The 20,037-nt window shown below is 35.4% G+C and carries 10 protein-coding genes and 1 tRNA gene; 10 read left to right on the top strand and 1 reads right to left on the bottom strand.

The annotated features are described in order from the left end of the window. Nucleotides 1-5: 5 nt before the first annotated feature. Nucleotides 6-677 (bottom strand): SCO family protein, encoded by a 672-nt coding sequence (locus C1T31_RS00665; protein WP_103051273.1) that lies wholly within the window; start codon nucleotides 675-677, stop codon nucleotides 6-8. A gap of 110 nt (nucleotides 678-787) precedes the next feature. Here C1T31_RS00665 and C1T31_RS00660 point away from each other — a divergent pair, with 110 nt between their 5' ends. The 10 genes from C1T31_RS00660 (at nucleotide 788) to C1T31_RS00615 (ending at nucleotide 20,035) form a co-directional block, all read left to right on the top strand. Beyond that, entirely contained in the window at nucleotides 788-2,731 is a 1,944-nt protein-coding gene (locus tag C1T31_RS00660; protein ID WP_103050538.1) for a M1 family aminopeptidase, read from the top strand. 75 nt (nucleotides 2,732-2,806) lie between these two features. Next, complete coding sequence (gene rseP / locus C1T31_RS00655) at nucleotides 2,807-4,135, top strand: RIP metalloprotease RseP (RefSeq protein ID WP_103050537.1); 1,329 nt, start codon at nucleotides 2,807-2,809, stop codon at nucleotides 4,133-4,135. A gap of 81 nt (nucleotides 4,136-4,216) precedes the next feature. Continuing rightward, nucleotides 4,217-4,290: transfer RNA gene (locus C1T31_RS00650), tRNA-Asn, on the top strand. Between the two features lie 261 nt (nucleotides 4,291-4,551). After that, entirely contained in the window at nucleotides 4,552-7,329 is a 2,778-nt protein-coding gene (locus C1T31_RS00645; protein ID WP_243398867.1) for a helix-turn-helix and ligand-binding sensor domain-containing protein, read from the top strand. 300 nt (nucleotides 7,330-7,629) lie between these two features. Then, on the top strand, nucleotides 7,630-10,776 hold the full coding sequence (locus C1T31_RS00640) for a glycoside hydrolase family 2 TIM barrel-domain containing protein (RefSeq protein WP_103050535.1): 3,147 nt from the start codon (nucleotides 7,630-7,632) through the stop codon (nucleotides 10,774-10,776). A gap of 10 nt (nucleotides 10,777-10,786) precedes the next feature. After that, nucleotides 10,787-12,736, top strand: coding sequence for an Ig-like domain-containing protein (locus C1T31_RS00635; RefSeq protein ID WP_207764252.1), 1,950 nt, complete (start codon nucleotides 10,787-10,789; stop codon nucleotides 12,734-12,736). A 20-nt stretch (nucleotides 12,737-12,756) separates the two neighbouring features. Continuing rightward, nucleotides 12,757-13,572: a glycoside hydrolase family 16 protein gene (locus C1T31_RS00630; protein WP_103050534.1), complete on the top strand. Its 816-nt coding sequence runs from the start codon at nucleotides 12,757-12,759 to the stop codon at nucleotides 13,570-13,572. A gap of 177 nt (nucleotides 13,573-13,749) precedes the next feature. Continuing rightward, nucleotides 13,750-17,208, top strand: coding sequence for a hypothetical protein (locus C1T31_RS00625; protein WP_103051272.1), 3,459 nt, complete (start codon nucleotides 13,750-13,752; stop codon nucleotides 17,206-17,208). A gap of 6 nt (nucleotides 17,209-17,214) precedes the next feature. Beyond that, a complete protein-coding gene (locus tag C1T31_RS00620) occupies nucleotides 17,215-18,510 on the top strand; it encodes a glycosyl hydrolase family 17 protein (protein WP_103050533.1) in 1,296 nt (431 codons plus the stop codon). 25 nt (nucleotides 18,511-18,535) lie between these two features. Continuing rightward, the gene (locus tag C1T31_RS00615; protein WP_103051271.1) at nucleotides 18,536-20,035 is read left to right on the top strand and encodes a glycoside hydrolase family 30 protein; all 1,500 of its coding nucleotides are present in this window, start codon (nucleotides 18,536-18,538) and stop codon (nucleotides 20,033-20,035) included. Nucleotides 20,036-20,037 lie beyond the last annotated feature (2 nt).

The raw sequence follows: 20,037 nt of genomic DNA, 5'->3' as shown, positions 1-20,037 counted from the left end.
AAAAACTATTCATATTCTTTTTTGAGCTTTTTTATATCGGCAATCAATCTGGTAATTTCATTTGGATTGGTGCCATCATAAAAACCTCTGATTTGACGCTTTTTATCAATGAGCATAAAGTTTTCGGTATGGATCATATCATATTGACCGCCAAATTCATAATCCTTTACAGCTAAATAGCTTTTACGAGCCAAATCATAAATTTGTTTTTTATCACCTGTCACCAAATTCCATTTACTGTCATCAACACCTTTCCGTAATGCATATTTTTTTAATTGTGCTACGGAGTCAATTTCTGGTGTCACGGAATGAGAAAGCAGCATCACGTCAGCATCATTTTTAAGTTCCTTTTGTATGTAATACATGTGATCCGTCATAATTGGGCAAATGGTTTGACAAGTTGTAAAGAAGAAATCGGCCACGTATATTTTGTCTTTGTAGTCGTCTTGTGTGATTGTCTCTCCATTCTGGTTTATCAGGCTAAAATCAGCGATTTTATGATATTTTCTGACATCAATTAAAGAGGTATCAACCAACTCCGAATTTACCATTGCAGGTTGGTAAACTGGAAGCGGTTTTTCCACATCCAGAATATTAAAAATAATGGAAATGATTATAATTGATAATATGGCAAAAACTATAGCAAAATATTTATAGTCTTTAAAAAAGGAAAGCATGGTCATATTTTATGATGCAAAATTACAACATAAATTCTTTAGCATGTGTGACATTGGTTACTTAAAGATGTGATGATTATTGTATTTTTGTATAATCCAAATAGTTAGCTATGAAAATATTATATACTTTACTCATTGTTTTATGGACCAGCACTACTTTTTCGCAAAATTTTGATCGGGAATTAACAAGCATTTCAGAAGCGGAAGCCAAGGCGGCCATGAGACGTATGTCGCAAAACTATTCCAGAAACATGAATACTGGGAATTATGATATTAAATACCATCGTCTGGAATTTGATATCGATCCCAGTCAGGCATCCATTTCCGGACAAGTTACTACCTATTTTGAAGCCAAGGAAAACTTGTCACAAGTTACCTTTGAGTTGACAGATAATATGATTGTTTCTGAAGTATTGCAACGCGGATCTAGCTTATCGTTTTCTCAAAATGCGGATGATGAGGTTGTCATCACCTTGCCGCAAACTCAAAATTTAGGGGTATTGGACTCATTGACCATCAGTTATTCAGGCAATCCCATTAGTTCTGGTTTTGGTTCATTTGCTCAAACTACACATAGTGGTGACCCCATTATATGGACCCTCTCCGAGCCTTATGGAGCCAAAGGTTGGTGGCCCTGTAAACAAGATTTGATTGATAAAATTGACAGTATCGATGTGTATCTAACGACACCAACTTTAAATCCCTCGAATGAAGAATACATAGCTGTTTCCAATGGTGTGGAATTAAGTCAAATAATAGATGGTGATAGCAAGACAACCCGATATAAGCATCGTTATCCTATACCTGCGTATCTAGTCGCAATAGCCGTTACCAATTATGAAGTGTATTCTCATACGGTACCAAATAATGGTAATCCATTTGAAATTGTAAATTATGTATATCCAGAAAACCTGGCGTCGGCACAAGCCAGCACTCCTGTCACCGTGGATATTATGAATTTATTCTCTAACTTGTTTGAAGAGTACCCTTATGCCAATGAAAAATATGGTCATGCCCAATTTGGTTGGGGTGGTGGTATGGAACACACGACTGTATCGTTTATGGGAGGTTTTAGCCGTGGTTTGATAGCCCATGAGTTGGCTCACCAATGGTTTGGCAATAAAATTACCTGTGGCAGCTGGAAGGATATTTGGTTAAACGAAGGTTTTGCTACCTATTTATCAGGATTAGTCATTGAAGATTTTGATGGCAATGGGGCTTTCAGAAATTGGAAAGAACAACGTATTAGCTCAATAACATCATCGCCATCAGGAGCTGTTTATTTATCTGATGCCGATACGACCAGTGTGAATAGAATTTTCAGCAGCCGTTTGAGTTATAACAAAGGTGCCATGGTGTTGCACATGTTACGAAAAAAAATTGGTGATGCCCAATTTTATCAAGGTATGCAAGATTATTTGGCAACACCAGAACTGGCTTTTGCCTATGCCAAAACTCCCGATTATCAGACGAAAATGGAAGCAGCTTCAGGTGAAGATTTGACAGAATTTTTTAACGACTGGGTTTATAATCAGGGATACCCGAGCTATACCATTGATGTTAGTCCAGCAAGCGGAAATCAGGTTTTAATTCAAATTAATCAGACACAAAGTGATGCTTCGGTTGATTTTTTTGAAGCACCAGTACCCATTCGATTGGTTGGCACTGGAGGCGAGAATCTGGATTTGGTTTTGAACAATTCATTCGATGGCGAAACATTTTTGGAAACGGTAAATTTTGAGGTCAGTAATGTATTGTTTGACCCTGAATTCGATATCATTTCCAAAAACAATAATATAACGTTGAGTATTTCAGATTATGAATTGGATCAAGCGTTGATAATTTATCCAAATCCAACGGAATCCTATATCACTATTCAAAAACCCGAAAAAGTAACCATTTCAAATGTTGAAGTTTATAACACTTTGGGGCAAAAAGTTTTGTCTCTGGATAGTCCCAGCATTATTATGGTTGATACTTTGAGTGATGGGCTATATTTCTTGAAATTATATACCAATAAAGGTGTCATTGTTAAAAGAGTTGTAAAAGAATAATCAATTATGTTTCTCTTTTCATAGTTGCACATAAAAACACTACTTTTGTGCGTTATTTAAAAGAAACCGCAATTTATGAGTGTGATATTAATTAAGGCAGCTCAATTATTTTTAAGTCTGTCTATCCTTATAGTCTTACATGAGTTAGGACACTTTATCCCTGCAAAGGCATTTAAAACCCGTGTTGAGAAATTCTATTTGTTTTTTGACATCAAGTTTTCATTATTCAAAAAGAAAATAGGCGAAACCGTTTATGGTATTGGTTGGTTACCTCTTGGAGGCTATGTGAAAATAGCCGGAATGATTGATGAGAGCATGGACAAGGAGCAAATGGCACAACCACCACAACCTTGGGAATTTCGAACAAAACCAGCTTGGCAGAGATTGATTATCATGCTTGGCGGAGTGATTGTCAATTTTATTTTAGGATTTATCATTTATATGATGATTCTTTTTGTTTGGGGAACAGAATACTCTAACAAAGACGATATAAAATACGGTTTTGGAGTTACTAAAACCATGGAACAATATGGCTTTCAACAAGGTGATAAGATAGTATCTGTGGATGGAAAACCTTTTAATGAAGTCACCGACATCAATGCCTATTTGTTATTTAGAGATATTTCAAATATTACCGTCGAAAGAACTTCTGGAGAATTAGCCGAACTTACTGTTCCGGAAGATATAGGCACCCAATTATTTGAAGCTGGTGATTTACCTGCCATGACACCACGAATGCCATTTCGATTGGATTCAATAGTTCCTGATTCGCCAGCAGATAAAGCTGGGTTATTGGAAACCGATCGCATTATTAGTATCAATGGTAACCCTACTCAATATTTCTCCGATTTAAGCTATAATCTTAAAGATAGTCAAGGGAAGTCTATTGAACTTTTAGTTGAGAGAGGAACGGACTCTATTTCATTGAATGTTGTTCCGAGTGAAGACAACACCATTGGTATTATGACTTCGGCAACCGATGAAAACTATGTGGCGTCACATCACAAATCGTATTCCTTTGGAGAAAGTATTGTAAAAGGAACGTCGTTAGGATATTGGACTATTAAGGATTATTTGGCGCAGTTTAAATATATTTTCACTAAAAAAGGAGCCACTCAAGTTGGTGGTTTTGCAGCTATTGGCAATATGTTCCCAGCGAAGTGGAACTGGAAAGCTTTTTGGGCCATTACAGCCTTTTTATCGATTATGTTGGGTGTTCTGAATCTATTGCCTATTCCAGCTTTGGATGGAGGTCACGTCATGTTTTTATTGTATGAAATGATTTCTGGCAGAAAGCCTGGTGATAAGTTTTTGGAGTATGCCCAGTTAATTGGATTCATTCTACTAATTGCTTTGGTATTGTTTGCCAATGGCAACGATATTTACAAAGCGATATTTAATTAATTTTTAGGGAGATTTTTTAAATAATATATTTGTAGAAACTAATAAATACTTTATATTTGCGCTCGCAAAAGCGAATAACACTCCTCCTTAGCTCAGTTGGTTAGAGCATTTGACTGTTAATCAAAGGGTCCTTGGTTCGAGCCCAAGAGGGGGAGCTTAACAACAGAAAGCCTTTACAGAAATGTAGAGGCTTTTTTGGTTTTTAATATAAAGGTTTACAATTCTATTAAGAATTTGATCTTCTTTTGCGCCAGAATTCCAGTCTTACTTTTTGAATGACATCAAAAGGATTATTAGCTCATTATTGTAACCTGTATAGGTTTAATTTTTTTTAATTTTGACTATACATTCTTCGTATATTGTATAAATAAAAGGATTTAAGTAACGATATGGGATATTCATCTAAAATAGTGTTAATGCTATTTTTTCTATTGTATGGGAATATTTTTGCTCAAGAACTGCCACCAATAGAAAGCTTTACGCCTCAAGCATATGATGCTGATAATCAAAATTGGGATATTTCACAATCACCCAACAAATATATTTATGTAGCCAATAATAAAGGTTTATTAGAGTATAACGGGGCTACATGGAATTTTTATCAAACACCTAATGAAACTGTCATGAGATCTGTTCATGTTGTTGGGGACCGAGTATATACTGGTAGTTACATGGAATTTGGCTATTGGGCTAAAGACGAAACAGGAACATTAATCTACAAATCTTTATCCAATAAACTTGAAAGCATCATTGAGGATGAAGAATTTTGGAAAATCATTAACATAAAAAACTGGGTATTATTTCAATCACTGGACAGAATATACATATACAATACTCTAGACGAAAGCTTTGATGTTGTGGAGCCAAAATCGGGCATTGTTAAAATGTACAATATTGATGACCAAGTTTTCTATCAGGTATTTGGAGAGGGTATTTTTAAAATTGAAAATGGCACTTCAGAATTATTTATTGATTCACCTGAAATTTTGGAGTCCAGAGTTGTAAATATGTTTGATTATAACAACGGTTATTTGGTTTTAACAGAAAGGAAAGGTTTCTATTATTTCAATGAAGGTGATTTCAGTTTATGGGATATTGAATATAGTGATAGCCTTAAGGGCATTACAGTCTATTCAGCTGATATATTAAAAGACAAAACTATTTTACTAGGAACCATTTCTGATGGCTTGATTGCTCTTGACTACGACGGGAAATTCCTTTACCATATTAATCAAACTAGGGGGCTTCAAAATAATACCGTTCTTTCAATAATTGAAGATATTGATAATAATATTTGGCTTGGATTAGATAACGGCATCAATTTTATAAAAAGTAATTCGCCTTATGAGATATATTATGATTATTCAGGCAAATTAGGAACTATTTATGCGTCAATTGTATTTAACAATAATATTTATTTAGGGACAAATCAAGGATTATTTTATAGGAGAATTGCTAGTAACGAAGAGTTTTTACTTATTCCAGAAACAAATGGACAAGTTTGGGGTTTGTCGGAAATCAATGGTGAGTTATTCTGTGGCCATGATCGAGGCACGTTTGTTATTAAAGATAATAATCTAGCTGTTTTGATTCCCAACACCCAAGGCACATGGGCTGTTAAATCAATTCAAGATAATCCAAACCTATTGATTCAAGGAACCTATGACGGACTAAATATCTTGGAAAGGGAAGATGGTGATTGGCGTTTTCGGAATAAAATTGAAGGATTCGATATTTCTTCCAGGTACTTTGAATTAATTGCCAGTAAGGTTTTTGTAAGTCATGAATATAAGGGTGTTTTTAAAATTGAATTGGATTCAACTTTTAAGGAAACTATAAAAGTTGACAAAGAACCAGATTTTGAAAAAGATCTTAATTCCGGGTTGATCCAATATAAAGAGTCTGTTTTCTATGCAAATCAAAGTGGTGTCTTTAAATATGATAATTTAAAAGATGGATTTTTTAAAGATTCTATTTTTTCAAAACTGTATAATGAAATTGAGTATACATCTGGTAAACTTGTTGTAGACGAAAAAAATAAATTATGGGGATTCTCAAAGCACAATCTAGCCTTTCTTGATTTTGATTCATTTAGTAATATTCCGGAGCTAATAACGATTCCGTTACCTAAAAAACTTATTAATGATAAGAATGGATATGAGAATATTAGTTATTTATATGATAACCATTATTTGCTAGGAACTTCAAATGGTTATTTAATAATTGATTTATCAAAACTAAAGGCTGACGATAAATTCAATATACATATTAATCATGTTGAAGTTGGTGCACTTGATTCCGAAATGAAGAAAGTTTCTCTTAACGGATCATCAATATTTAATAATGAAACCAATAATATTTATTTTTCATTTAGTATTCCAGAATACTTCAAATATTCTGAAAAGCGATATCAATATTTTTTAGAGGGATATAATAATAACTGGAGTGATTGGTCTCCAGAAAATTTTCATTTTTTTGAAAACTTGCCTCATGGTGATTATATTTTTAAAGTTAGAGGAAAAATTGGAAATGTTGAAACCATAAATACAGCTTCATTTAACTTTCAAATTAAAAAGCCATGGTATCTTTCAAATCTGTTTATAGCAATTTACACCATTAGTGGTATCATTATGCTTTTGACAATCCATCTAACTTACAGGGCATACTATAAAAACCAAAGAAAGAAAATACTGGAGCAAACCCAAAAAGATCTGGAACTGAAAGAACTTGAAAACCAACAGCAAATAGTTAATTTCAAGAATGACAGTTTAACTCAAGATATTGAAAATAAAAATCGTGAGTTGGCAATTTCAACAATGAGTCTAATAAAGAAAAACGAGTTTTTAAATAATATTAAGGAAGAGTTAAAGAAAATAAATACTGACAAGAAGCTAAATCCCGTAATCAGATTGATTGATAGAAATATCAACAATACAAACGATTGGGAGTTTTTTGAAGAAGCCTTCAATAATGCTGACAAAGATTTCTTAAAAAAAGTGAAGTCCAAGCACCCATCCTTGACACACAATGATCTTCGATTATGTGCTTATTTAAGACTGAATCTTTCTTCAAAGGAAATAGCACCTTTGTTAAATATTTCTGTTAGAAGCGTTGAAGTAAAGCGATATCGTTTGCGTAAAAAAATGGAATTAGAGCATGAAACTAGCTTAACGGACTACATCTTGGATTTGTAGATATACAACAATCTTTGTTTTTAACTATACATTACCACAACATTTGTGATTAGGAGAACTTATTTTTTCCTGTATTCCTTATGCTAGACACTACAATTTATGCTGTTTTTACGGGATAATGTTATTGATTTGATAATTTTTGGGTGTTTTTTTTGAAATGTATGTTTTTTGTTGGGGTTGAAATTGCCAAATTCATATTATCAAAGGTTAAATTTACAATTGTGGTATTTGGTGTAATGAAAATCTAACTAATTCTTAATCCATTAATTCATACCACTAGCCAAACTAAAACTTGAAAATATGAGAAACAATCTAGCAGGAATAATTCTTTTCTTTTTTACCTGTTTTAGCTTTTCGCAGCAAAACATGGTCACGGTCAAAAAAGATGCTTCCGGAATGCGTTTGATGGTTAACGGTAAAGACTTTATTGTCAATGGTATGAATTGGGATTACATTCCCATTGGAAAAAACACCGTAGATGCCAGATTTTGGGAAAACCCAGACGACATTATTAAAGAAGGTCTTGACACAGAAATGTCCTTGTTAAGAAACATGGGCGTAAATGTAATTAGACAATACACTGGTGTACCAGCCAGATGGATTAAATATATTTATGAAAAGTATGGCATTTACACCATGCTTAACCATTCATTTGGACGCTACGGATTAACCCTTGATGGTGTTTGGACGCCTATAACCATTTATGACGATCCCAAAACACAAGAACACCTTTTATCTGAAGTGGATGCTTTGGTTAATGAATACAAAAACACACCAGGTCTGCTCATGTACCTACTTGGTAATGAAAACAACTATGGTTTGTTTTGGCAAGGTGCAGAAACCGAAGATTTTCCAGATGATGAGAAGGAAAAGGAATATATAGGTGAAAAAAGAGGAAGGCCTATGTACCGATTAATGAATGAAGCTGCCAAACGCATGAAGGCAGCAGACACATCACACCCAGTAGCAATTTGTAACGGAGATGTTTTGTTTATAGATATTATTGCCGAAGAATGTAAAGACGTAGATATTTATGGTACAAACACGTATCGAGGCGTTTCCTTTACGGATATGTTCGATGTAGTCAAAGAAAAATTGGATATGCCTTTATTGTTCACAGAATTTGGTGCAGACGCCTTCAATGAAATAGAAAAGAAGGAAGACCAAAAAATGCAGGCTTACTACATGTTAGGAAATTGGAAAGAGATTTATGAACATGCTGCAGGTCTCGGTAAAACAGGTATTTCAATTGGGGGTTTCACCTTTCAATTTAGCGATGGTTGGTGGAAATATGGTTTTGATGACAGAGAGAATGCTGACCTGCATGACAGCAATGCTTCATGGGCCAATGGTGGTTATCCTCATGATTTGGCACCAGGTGAAAACAACATGAATGAAGAGTGGTTTGGAATTTGTGCTAAAGGCCCAACAAGCGAAAGAGGACTATATGAACTTTACCCACGTGCAGCTTACTACACACTTAAGGAAGCTCACCAATTAAACCCATATGATGAAGGAATGACCCCAGAATTCCTTAATAACTATTTCAAGAATATACAAATAATGGATGCTGTTTTAAGAGCCAGAGGAGACAAGGCAGCACTTCAATCACAAAGTTCTCAAAAACTAGGAATCAGTCAATTGAGAGCAGAATTCACCACCTTTAATACTGGCGGAAGTTTAATAACCACTCCTGATCAAGCCAGCGAAGATGAACTTGTTTACCCAGATGAATTAGGGTTTGATCATATGCAATCTTTTTATGTAGGTGTTGAGGCCAATCCAACAGCAAATATGCGGGCAGAAGTGAATGTGAACATTGTTGGTAATGTGGCAGAAAATCCAATTGATGAAATATTTTACGAAAATAGAGCTAGAAGACGTGCTGTAAATACGACTGATGGTGATTTAGAACTTTCAGATATTGAGCGCGTAAAAGTGTATAGTGCAGAGTATGAATGGAACCACAAAAACTTTGATTTAAGAGGGTTTTACAGAACCAATCACTATCATTGGCAATATGAGGGAGACTTTTTTGGGTTATATCCCGAAGCCAATTATGGTCCAAATTTAGACATTTATAATGGTGAGATTTCAGGTATGGAAATTGATGCCAAAGGATCTCTAAAAGGGCTAAAGGCCGCTTTTGGGCCACAGTTATGGTGGGGAGCTAACCCGGCATTTCTTTTAAAATATGAAAGAACCTTAGGTAAATTTGATGTTGCTGCTGTTTTTCATAATGATATTGATGATGCGCCTCAAGCAGTATCATCTATTGCAGTACCATTACCACAGACTAGAAGGGCATCCCTGTATGCTAAAACCAAAATAGGAAATGTAGGTCTTGAAATTGGTGGAATTTGGGGAGGTCAACCTTTAAATGGACGTAAGTTTCAATATGCTGTAGGTGAGCCAGGAAACTATACCGTTTATGAAGATGAAATAAGTGGTAAAGATAATTGGGGAGGAAAAGCCAAAATCACTTATTCTCAAGGGCGATTTAACTGGTATGCACAAGGAGCCGTTATGGGATTGGTTGCTAATGGAGGAGCAGATGCCACTCAAACATTCACAGGTTGGAGACTAAAGGATTCTGGCAGTGGAAACCAAACCAACTTTTTAACAGGGTTTACCTATTCATTTGGAAACTTGCAAGTAGCTCCTAATTTCTTATGGCAAAAACCCTTGGTAGATCCAATGCCAGGAGATGTTGGAGCACCAGGAAGATTGAGAAACATTCAGGATGACCCGTTTGCAGTAAGAGCAAATAGAGAAACAGTAGGCGGTGAGTTACTTTTGACCTTTGACCCTACTCCAGGTACCTGGATGTATCAGTGGGACAATGACAGACAAGAAGATGCCAAGTTCGCTTTCAGTACGGGTTTTGTTTACCGTCATTTACCTACATCACAAGATGCGGCAATTGGTATTTTACCTGACGGAAGAACAACGTTTGCATTCCCTGGTGCTGCACCAGCAGAAGACCTATGGGAATCTAATACTAGAATTGTTTCTAAAATGCATTCAGATTTTGGGATAATAGCGAACTTATATTTCGGAAATGCCCAAGCAAATGGTAGTGACGCCAGATTAATAGAACGCTATGGAGGTGATGTTAGGGTTATTTATAAAAAATTGAAATTAGTGTACTCATCAAAATTTAATGATTGGGGACCTTATGATTACCATCGCGATTTTAACTTAACATTCCCTGTTCAAGTGATGCTTGATTTATCTACAACCCTTGGCAAACCAGATTGGTTTATACTCCCAAACACACAAATAGGGATTAGAGGAACATACCGTACTCTAGACCAATATTCTAACAGATATGCTCCTGCAGCTGTGGAAGGGTTTTCAACTTTACCTATTTTAAGTCCAGTTGGTTTTCCAGATGGCGATGAATGGGAAATTAGAACCTATATTCATATTAACATAGGCAAATAATATTAAGATTATGAAAAATATAAAATACAATTATTTTAAAAACACACTGCTTTTAACCTTGGTATTATTGGTTTTGGCAGGTTGTGAACGCGATTTATCCGATGATGCCGTTTTAGCTGGGTTTTCCAAAGAAGGAGCTGTTTTTACTGATGGACCAATAGCTCTAGGAAGTAATTTTTATTTCCCTTATAACGGTTCTAAACCTGATGCTGTCTCATTTGATGGTACAGAAACTTACAAAGGAAATACCTCAATTGAAATTAGTGTGCCTAATGCAGATGATCCAGAAGGAAACTATGCTGGTGCTATTTTAAGAGTTGATGGCGCGGGAAGAGATTTAACAGGCTTTGATGCCTTAACGTTTTATGCCAAAGCTTCTCAAGGGGTGAGCTTGGATGCCATAGGATTTGGTGAAGATTTTATTGATAATAAATACCAAGCATCTATTGTTGGAGTGAGTATTGGAACGGGTTGGAACAAGTATGTGGTTCCCATTCCAGACCCTTCAAAGTTAGTAGAAGAACGAGGTGTATTTAGATATGCTGCAGGAACACAAGCCACTAATGGTTTTGGATATACCATTTGGTTAGATGAAATTAGGTTTGAAAGATTAGGAACTGTGGCACAACCTAGACCGGCAATTTTAAATGGTCAAGATATTGTGTCAGAAACATTTATTGGCGCAAACAGACCACTAACAGGTTTAACACAAACCTTTAATCTAGGAAACGGACAAGACCAAACCGTTTTGGCAGCACCATCCTATTTTGATTTTACCTCTTCTAATCCTGGCGTGGCAACTGTAGATGAATTTGGCTTTGTTTCTGTTGTTGGTTCGGGTACAGCAATGATTACAGCATCAATTAATGGTGTAGATGCAGAAGGTTCATTAACTATTATTTCTTTGGGCGAATTTGAAACGGCTCCAGTTCCTGACGTAGCACCTGAAAATGTGATATCTGTTTTTAGTGATGCCTATGACAATGTACCTGTAGACTATTACAACGGGTTTTTTAATGGTGATGGACAAACCACTCAAGGAGGAGCACCACCAATTGATATAAATGGCGACCAAGTTATCAACTACACCGATTTGAATTTTGTAGGTATTGGGACATTCTTAAATGTAGCTCCTGTCAATGCTACTGAAATGACGCACATGCACGTAGATATTAATGTAAACGAGGCCTTGGATCCAGGAGACCAATTAAGAGTACAATTAATTAATGGTGTACAAACTGCAAACGAAACTTCGGGCTCGGTAGTAATCCCAGCTTCTGATTTAGTTTCTAATGGTTGGGGAAGCTATGATATTCCATTAGGAGAGTTTACAGGATTGGCAAGCAGATCAGAATTAGGATTAATTTTCTTTATTTCAAATAATAGTGCTAATGTCCCTACCATATCAAATATTTATGTAGACAACATTTATTATTACAAAGAGGTTGTTGACCCAACACCACCAGTTGACGATTCTGCAGCAACCGAAGTGGCGTTACCTGTCGGTTTCCAATCTACCAGTTTGGTTTATGATTTTGAAGGGTTTGAAGGTGCAGACTCATCCATAGAAGCCAATCCAATGACTGGCGGAATAAACCCAACGTCATTGGTAATGAGATCTATAAAAACACCTGGCGCTCAATTTTTTGCGGGGACGTTTTTGAATTTAGATTCACCAATGGACTTTTCAACATCACAAAAGTTTAGAATGAAAGTGTTATCACCTAAAAGTGGTATACCTATCCGTGTTCGATTAGAAGACCAGAATAATACGGCTGGAATAGAATTGGATGCATCTACAACCACTTTAAATGAATGGGAAGAACTGGAGTGGGACTTTAGTGGTTTATATAATCCTTCTGTAGATTATGTTAGAATAGTTGTGTTTTTTGAATTTGTACCAGGTTTGGCTGGAGATGGTAGCACTTACTATTATGACGATTTGAAGGTAATTGACTAATAAAAAGAAACCATAGAAAGATGAAAAAATCAAAATATATTATTATTCTATTTGTCCTAGTTGGGTTTTTGGGTTGTTCTACAGATGACACCCAAACGGTTACTACCTTAAATCAACTGGTATGGCAAGATGAGTTTAATACAGATGGACCAATAGATACCAGTAAGTGGAATTACGACATAGGCAATGGTTCTGAACAAGGAATACCTGGTTGGGGAAACAATGAACTACAGTATTATACCGATAGACCTGAAAATATTACTGTTCAAGATGGTATGCTGATGATTACTGCTCGTGAGGAATCTTATGAAGGTTCAGGTTTTACTTCGGCCAGAATTCAAACTAAAGATTTATTTGAAAAAAAATACGGACGTTTTGAAGCCCGCATTCAGTTACCATGGGGACAAGGTATGTGGCCAGCCTTTTGGATGTTAGGCTCAAATTCTGATGTGGTTGAATGGCCAGCCTGTGGCGAGATTGACATCATGGAAAACCGAGGGAGTGAACCAACTATTATAAATGGAACAGTACACGGACCTGGATATTCAGCAGGAGAATCTATATCAAAAGCTTACGATTTAGTAAATGATAGGTTTGATACAGGTTTCCATGTCTTTGGTATTGAATGGGGTCAAGGATACATTAACTTTTATGTAGATGATGTGTTGTACAATCAAATAACACCAGAGGATGTTCCTGGTCCTTGGATTTTTGATAACCAACCGTTTTACATAATCATGAATGTTGCAGTAGGTGGTAATTATGGAGGACCTCCAAACGACAATACGGTTTTCCCACAGACTATGTATGTGGACTACGTTCGAGTGTATCAATAAAAAAACCCGTTAACATATTTAATTAAAGGTCGGGTAAACCTCTCGACCTTTTAAAGCACACCCAAATTTTATAATGACCAATCTAACCTACTAGCAGTAATTCAGTAGGTTTAAAACACTACTATGACAACAAAAATTTTAACTAACAATCAAAATTTAGAAGTAAGAAAAACAAGCATGAATTCCAACAAAATTTATATCGGCAATAATCAGGCTTCTTTTAAAGAAGAAGAGATTACAGGTGAATTAATAAATTTTGAAGGTGAGGTATATTATAAAATTTCCAATTCAGATAAAATGAGACCATTTTTTATGAGTCTCATCAGTAATTCCAATCATTGGATGTTTATATCAAGTAATGGCGGTCTTTCGGCAGGAAGAAAAGATGCCAATCATGCTTTGTTTCCATATTACACGGATGATAAAATAACAGAATCTGCTGAAACCACCGGAAGCAAAACCATACTGCAAGCCAATAAAAACGGAAATGTTCATGTATGGGAGCCTTTTTCAAGCAAGTACTATGGTATTTATAATATTCAAAGAAATGTCTACAAAAATCAATATGGTAATAAAGTGGTTTTTGAAGAAATTAACCATGATTTAGAACTGACTTTTAGCTATCAGTGGTGTACCAGTAATACGTTTGGGTTTATTAAAAAATCAAAGCTAGTTAATCATTCAAGCGCTATTGTGAAAATTGGTGTTTTAGATGGCCTTCAAAATTTAATTCCTTTCGGAGTTGGGTCAGACCTACAAAATAGTTACAGTAATTTGGTTGATGCCTACAAGCGTAGTGAGTTGCAAGAAGAAACAGGAATCGGCATATTCGCTTTAAGTGCCATAATAGTTGACAAGGCTGAACCTAGCGAAGCCTTAAAGGCAAATACCGTTTGGAGTTTAGGATTTGAAAAACCAAAATATCTTCTTTCGTCTTTACAATTGGATAGATTTAGAAGAGGCGAAACTATTCAAAATGAAACCGATGTAAAAGCCGAAAAAGGCGCCTATTTTATTTCTACTGATCTTAACTTGGAGCCAGGACAGAAACAAGATTGGTTGTTTGTTGCCAATGTTAACCAAAGCATTAGTGATGTGGTTGGTATTTCTGAAAAAATAAAAAATGAGGTTGACTTAAGAGCTCAAGTTTTAGAGAATGTTGATTTAGGTACCAAGCACTTGTTAGAATTGGCAGGAGCATCTGATGCCATGCAATTAAGCAGAAACAAGTTGCGCAATGCGCGTCATTTCTCAAATACCTTATTCAACATTATGCGTGGAGGTATTTTTGACGACAACTATCAAATTGAAAAAACCGACGTTATACCATATTTACAAAAAGCGAATAAACAGGTCTATAAAGAAAAGGCGCATGCATTAAATAGTTTACCAGAAACCTTTAGTCTGGAACACCTAAAAGGTCTCGCAAACGCTGATAATAACAGTGATTTTAAAAGGCTTTGTTATGAATATTTACCATTAAAATTCAGTAGAAGACATGGCGATCCAAGTCGTCCATGGAATCAGTTTTCAATTAACACAAGAAGTGAGGTTGATGGTTCCAAAATTTTAGACTACGAAGGCAATTGGCGTGATATCTTTCAGAATTGGGAAGCCCTAGCACATGCGTATCCAGAATTTATTGAAGGTATGATTCATAAATTCTTAAATGCAACAACCTTTGATGGGTACAATCCTTACAGAGTTACAAAAGATGGTTTTGATTGGGAAACTATTGAGCCAGATGATCCATGGTCTTACATAGGTTATTGGGGAGACCACCAAATTATTTACCTCCTCAAGTTTTTAGAAATTATAGAAAGTCATTATCCACATAAATTAGCTACTTATTTTAATGAGAATATGTTTGTGTATGCCAACGTACCATACAAGATAAAAGCTTATTCAGATTTGTTAAAAAACCCAAAAGACACCATTGTTTTTAATGATGCACTTGATGCCGAAATACATCACTTACGTGAAGAGTTTGGAGCTGATGGCGCTTTGTTGAGAGATAAAACAAAAGACATCTGTAAGGCTAATTTAATGGAAAAGCTTTTGGCAACTGTTTTGGCAAAATTGTCCAATTTTATACCTGAAGGCGGTATTTGGATGAATACGCAAAGACCGGAATGGAACGATGCCAATAATGCCTTGGTAGGAAACGGTGTTTCTATGGTTACGCTATATTATTTGAGACGATTCATTAGCTTTTTTGAAAACATAGTATCAAATACTGAAACCGAATCTTTTGAAGTTTCAGAAGAACTAAAAGTGTTTTTTGATGGAATACTGAACACTTTTAATGATTTTAAAAATCACCTAAACACTGGTTTTTCAGATAGCGATAGAAAATTGGTGCTAGATGGACTAGGTCAAGCCGGAAGTGATTTTAGATTGAAAATTTACGATAACGGATTTTCAGGAAATAAAGGCAACATAACTAATGCTAGTATTTCACAGTTTCTAGATTTATCCAATGCCTATCTTGAGCATTCTATCAACGCCAATCAACGTGAAGACAAACTCTATCACGCTTACAATTTAATGACTGTTAAAGGTGATTCTGAAATAGCAATTTCATATTTACCAGAAATGCTGGAAGGACAAGTAGCTGTTTTAAGTTCAGGTTATATTTCTGGAGAGCAATCGTTAGAAGTTTTAAACGCCTTAAAAGCTAGTGCTTTGTTCAGGCCAGATCAGTATAGTTATTTATTATATCCAAACAAGGAGCTTCCAGGATTTTTTGAAAAAAATAAGCTACCTAAACAAGCTGTTGAGCAGTCTCAATTGTTGCAACAATTACTCAAGGATGGAAATAAGCAGATTATTCAACAAGATGTTTTAAATAGTTACCATTTTAATGGCAACTTTAATAATGCAGATAGATTGAAGGAAGCTCTTGATGCGTTACCACAAAAGTATGAAGCACTTGTTAAAAAAGACAGAACCTTACTTTTAAACACCTATGAAGAACTGTTTAATCATAAGGCGTTTACAGGACGTTCGGGAACATTTTTTGGATATGAAGGTCTTGGTTCCATTTACTGGCACATGGTATCAAAGTTATTGTTGGCAGTTCAAGAAACCAGTTTGAAAGCGTACAAAGATGGTGAGAGTGAAGTGACTATTGGAGGCTTGTTGGACCATTACTATGAAATTAACGAAGGTATTGGTGTTCACAAATCGCCAAAACTATATGGAGCCCTTCCAACAGATCCATATTCGCATACACCTTTAGGGAAAGGCGCTCAACAACCCGGAATGACAGGTCAAGTAAAAGAAGATATTCTATGTCGTTTTGGTGAATTAGGTGTTTTTGTGGAAAACGGAAAAATAGTCTTCAACCCTAAACTATTAAGAGGCAATGAATTCTTAAAAGAACCTAAAACCTTTGTTTACACAGCACTGAATAACGAAATCAAAAAATTGCCTGTCGATGAAAAATCTATTTGCTTCACCTATTGTCAAGTGCCTATCGTATATAAACTATCTAGTCAAAGTTCTATTGAAGTAGTCAAAAACAATGGTAAATCAGAAGTCTTTGATTCTCTAATTATGGATATAAAATCAAGTGAGAGCGTCTTTAAAAGAAAAGGTGAAATAAACTATATACTAGTTTCTTTAAAAGAATAAAAACCAATGAAAATAACATCATTACATATCATCTATTTCTGTTTATCAATAGTTATGTTTTCATGTAATGATTCAAACCCAAAAAAGAGCAATACAGTACCTGTGAAAAAAGTGAAGAACTTAACAGCAAAAGATATTTTGGGTAATCCAGAATATCTAGCAATATCCTATGGTGGTTACAGAGAGATATCCAGAGATAGTCAGCCAACCATTAAGCAGCTTAAAAATGATATGAGACTATTGTCTGCCATGGGAATTAAAATTTTACGTACCTACAACGTACAACTAGATCATGCGCCTAACGTATTGAAGGCTATTAAAGAGTTAAAATCTGAAGACCCAAATTTTGAAATGTACGTCATGCTAGGTGCTTGGATAGACTGTTTAAATGCATGGACAGATCAAGCTCCCAATCACGATATAGAAAGTCCCAACAATGCAGGAGAAATTGAACGTGCCGTAAAATTAGCAAATGCATTTCCTGATATAGTGAAAATTATAGCTGTAGGTAATGAGGCCATGGTAAAATGGGCAACAAGTTACTATGTGCAGCCTCATGTCATTTTAAAATGGGTTACCCATTTACAAGACTTGAAAAAGGAAGATAAACTTCCAAAAGATTTATGGATAACAAGCTCCGATGATTTTGCATCTTGGGGAGGAGGTGATAGCCAATATCATAATGAGGATTTAAATAAATTAATTGAAGCCGTTGATTATATTTCAATGCACACTTACCCATATCATAATACGCATTATAACCCACAATTTTGGGTAGTTCCTGAAGATGAAACAGAATTATCCAGTATTGAAAAAATTAATGCAGCCATGAAACGGGCTATTCAATTTTCAAAAAAACAATATGATAGTGTTTCTAATTATGTAAAAAGTTTAGGCATAACCAAACCCATACATATAGGAGAAACAGGCTGGGCCAGCGTGTCTAACGGTCATTATGGACCAAATGGTTCTAAAGCCACTGATGAGTATAAACAAGGGCTTTATTACAGGCAAATAAGGGAATGGACAAATAACAATAACATTTCCTGCTTTTATTTTGAAGCATTCAATGAAAAATGGAAAGATGCCCATAATCCAAAGGGATCTGAAAATCATTTTGGGCTATTTACAATAGATGGTCAAGCCAAATATCCCATTTGGGAGTTGGTAGACAAAGGTGTTTTTAAAGGTTTAACCCGAAATGGCAATGCAATTTCAAAAACCTACAACGGTGAATACAAATCGTTAATGGTTGATGTTTTGGTGCCGCCATCACATGAAGAATTAATGGCTCATCGATAGTCGCTAGAAATGAAAACAAATGAATATGAAATCACTAGGCTATATAATGGCTTGTCTTTTTTTAGGGTTTATGGTTAGTTGTAATCAAGAAAAACAAAATAAGACTTTAAAAGTTGAGGTTTATGAAACTTCCGCTAGTGGAAACAAACTAACCAAACGCCAAGATTTTGAAACCGCTGATTCTTCGGCCATATTAAAAATAAACCCTGAAAAGAAATATCAAACCATCACTGGGTTTGGAGGTTCATTTACAGAATCTTCAGCATATTTATTAAACAAGCTCAGTAAAGCTAATAGAAAAAAAGTGTTAGATGCCTATTTTTCTGAAGATGGTGCACGCTATTCTTTAACGAGAACCCATATAGCTTCGTGCGATTTCTCTTTAAATAATTACACCTATGCACCAGATGAAGGAGATTTAGAATTAACTAATTTTTCTATTGAAGAAGATAGAGAAGATCTTATTCCTATGATAAAGGACGCTATGGCCACTTCAAAAGATGGGTTTAAAATCATAGCCTCACCTTGGACTGCTCCGCCTTGGATGAAAGACAATAAAAAATATGTTGGCGGAAAATTACTACCAGAGTTTTATGACGCATTTGCTTTGTATTTTAATAAGTATTTAGAAGCCTATAAAGCTGAAGGAATTGATATTTGGGGAATTACGCCAGTAAATGAACCACATGGTAATGGTAATAACTGGGAAAGTATGCATTTTAACCCAGCTGAAGAAACAGATTTTGTTCAGAATCATTTAGGACCAAAATTAGAAGCAGAGGGGAAAAGAGATGTGAAAATTTTAGGTTACGATCAAAATAGAGCTGGTTTAAAAGAATGGGTAGATGTTATGTATGCCACAGAAGCATCTTCAAAATATTTTGACGGAACGGCCATTCATTGGTACGAAAGCACCTATGAAGTATTTCCAGTAGCCTTGCAATATGCACATCAAAAAGCACCAAACAAATTCTTAATTGAAACAGAAGGTTGTGTGGATTCCGAAGTACCAAAATGGAAAGATGATGCTTGGTATTGGAAAAAAGAAGCCACAGATTGGGGCTGGGATTGGGCAGCAGAAGATGAAAAATACCTGCACCCAAAGTATGCTCCTGTAAATCGTTATGCCAGAGATATTATTGGGTGCCTGAACAATTGGGTTGATGGCTGGGTAGATTGGAATATGGTTCTCGATAGACAAGGAGGCCCAAATTGGTTTGAAAATTGGTGTGTTGCACCAGTTATTGTAGACCCACAGGCAGATGAAGTCTATTTCACGCCATTGTATTATGTCATGGCACATTTTAGTAAATATATCAGGCCTGGTGCAAAGGTAATTCATATTGATAATTCAGATAAGTCATTATTGGTTACCGCTGTTGAAAACCCTAACCAATCTTTAGCACTTGTTGTTTTTAATCCAGAAACCAAACCTAAACACTATACGCTTGAATTAAATGGTAATCTTGTGAATTTACAAATCAATCCACAGGCTTTGCAAACCATTGTAATAGATAAATACTAAAC

This window comes from Hanstruepera neustonica (genome assembly GCF_002895005.1).
Classification (GTDB): domain Bacteria; phylum Bacteroidota; class Bacteroidia; order Flavobacteriales; family Flavobacteriaceae; genus Hanstruepera; species Hanstruepera neustonica.
The sequence above is the reverse complement of the archived record's forward strand: the minus strand, read 5'-3'. Positions and strand labels throughout refer to the sequence as shown.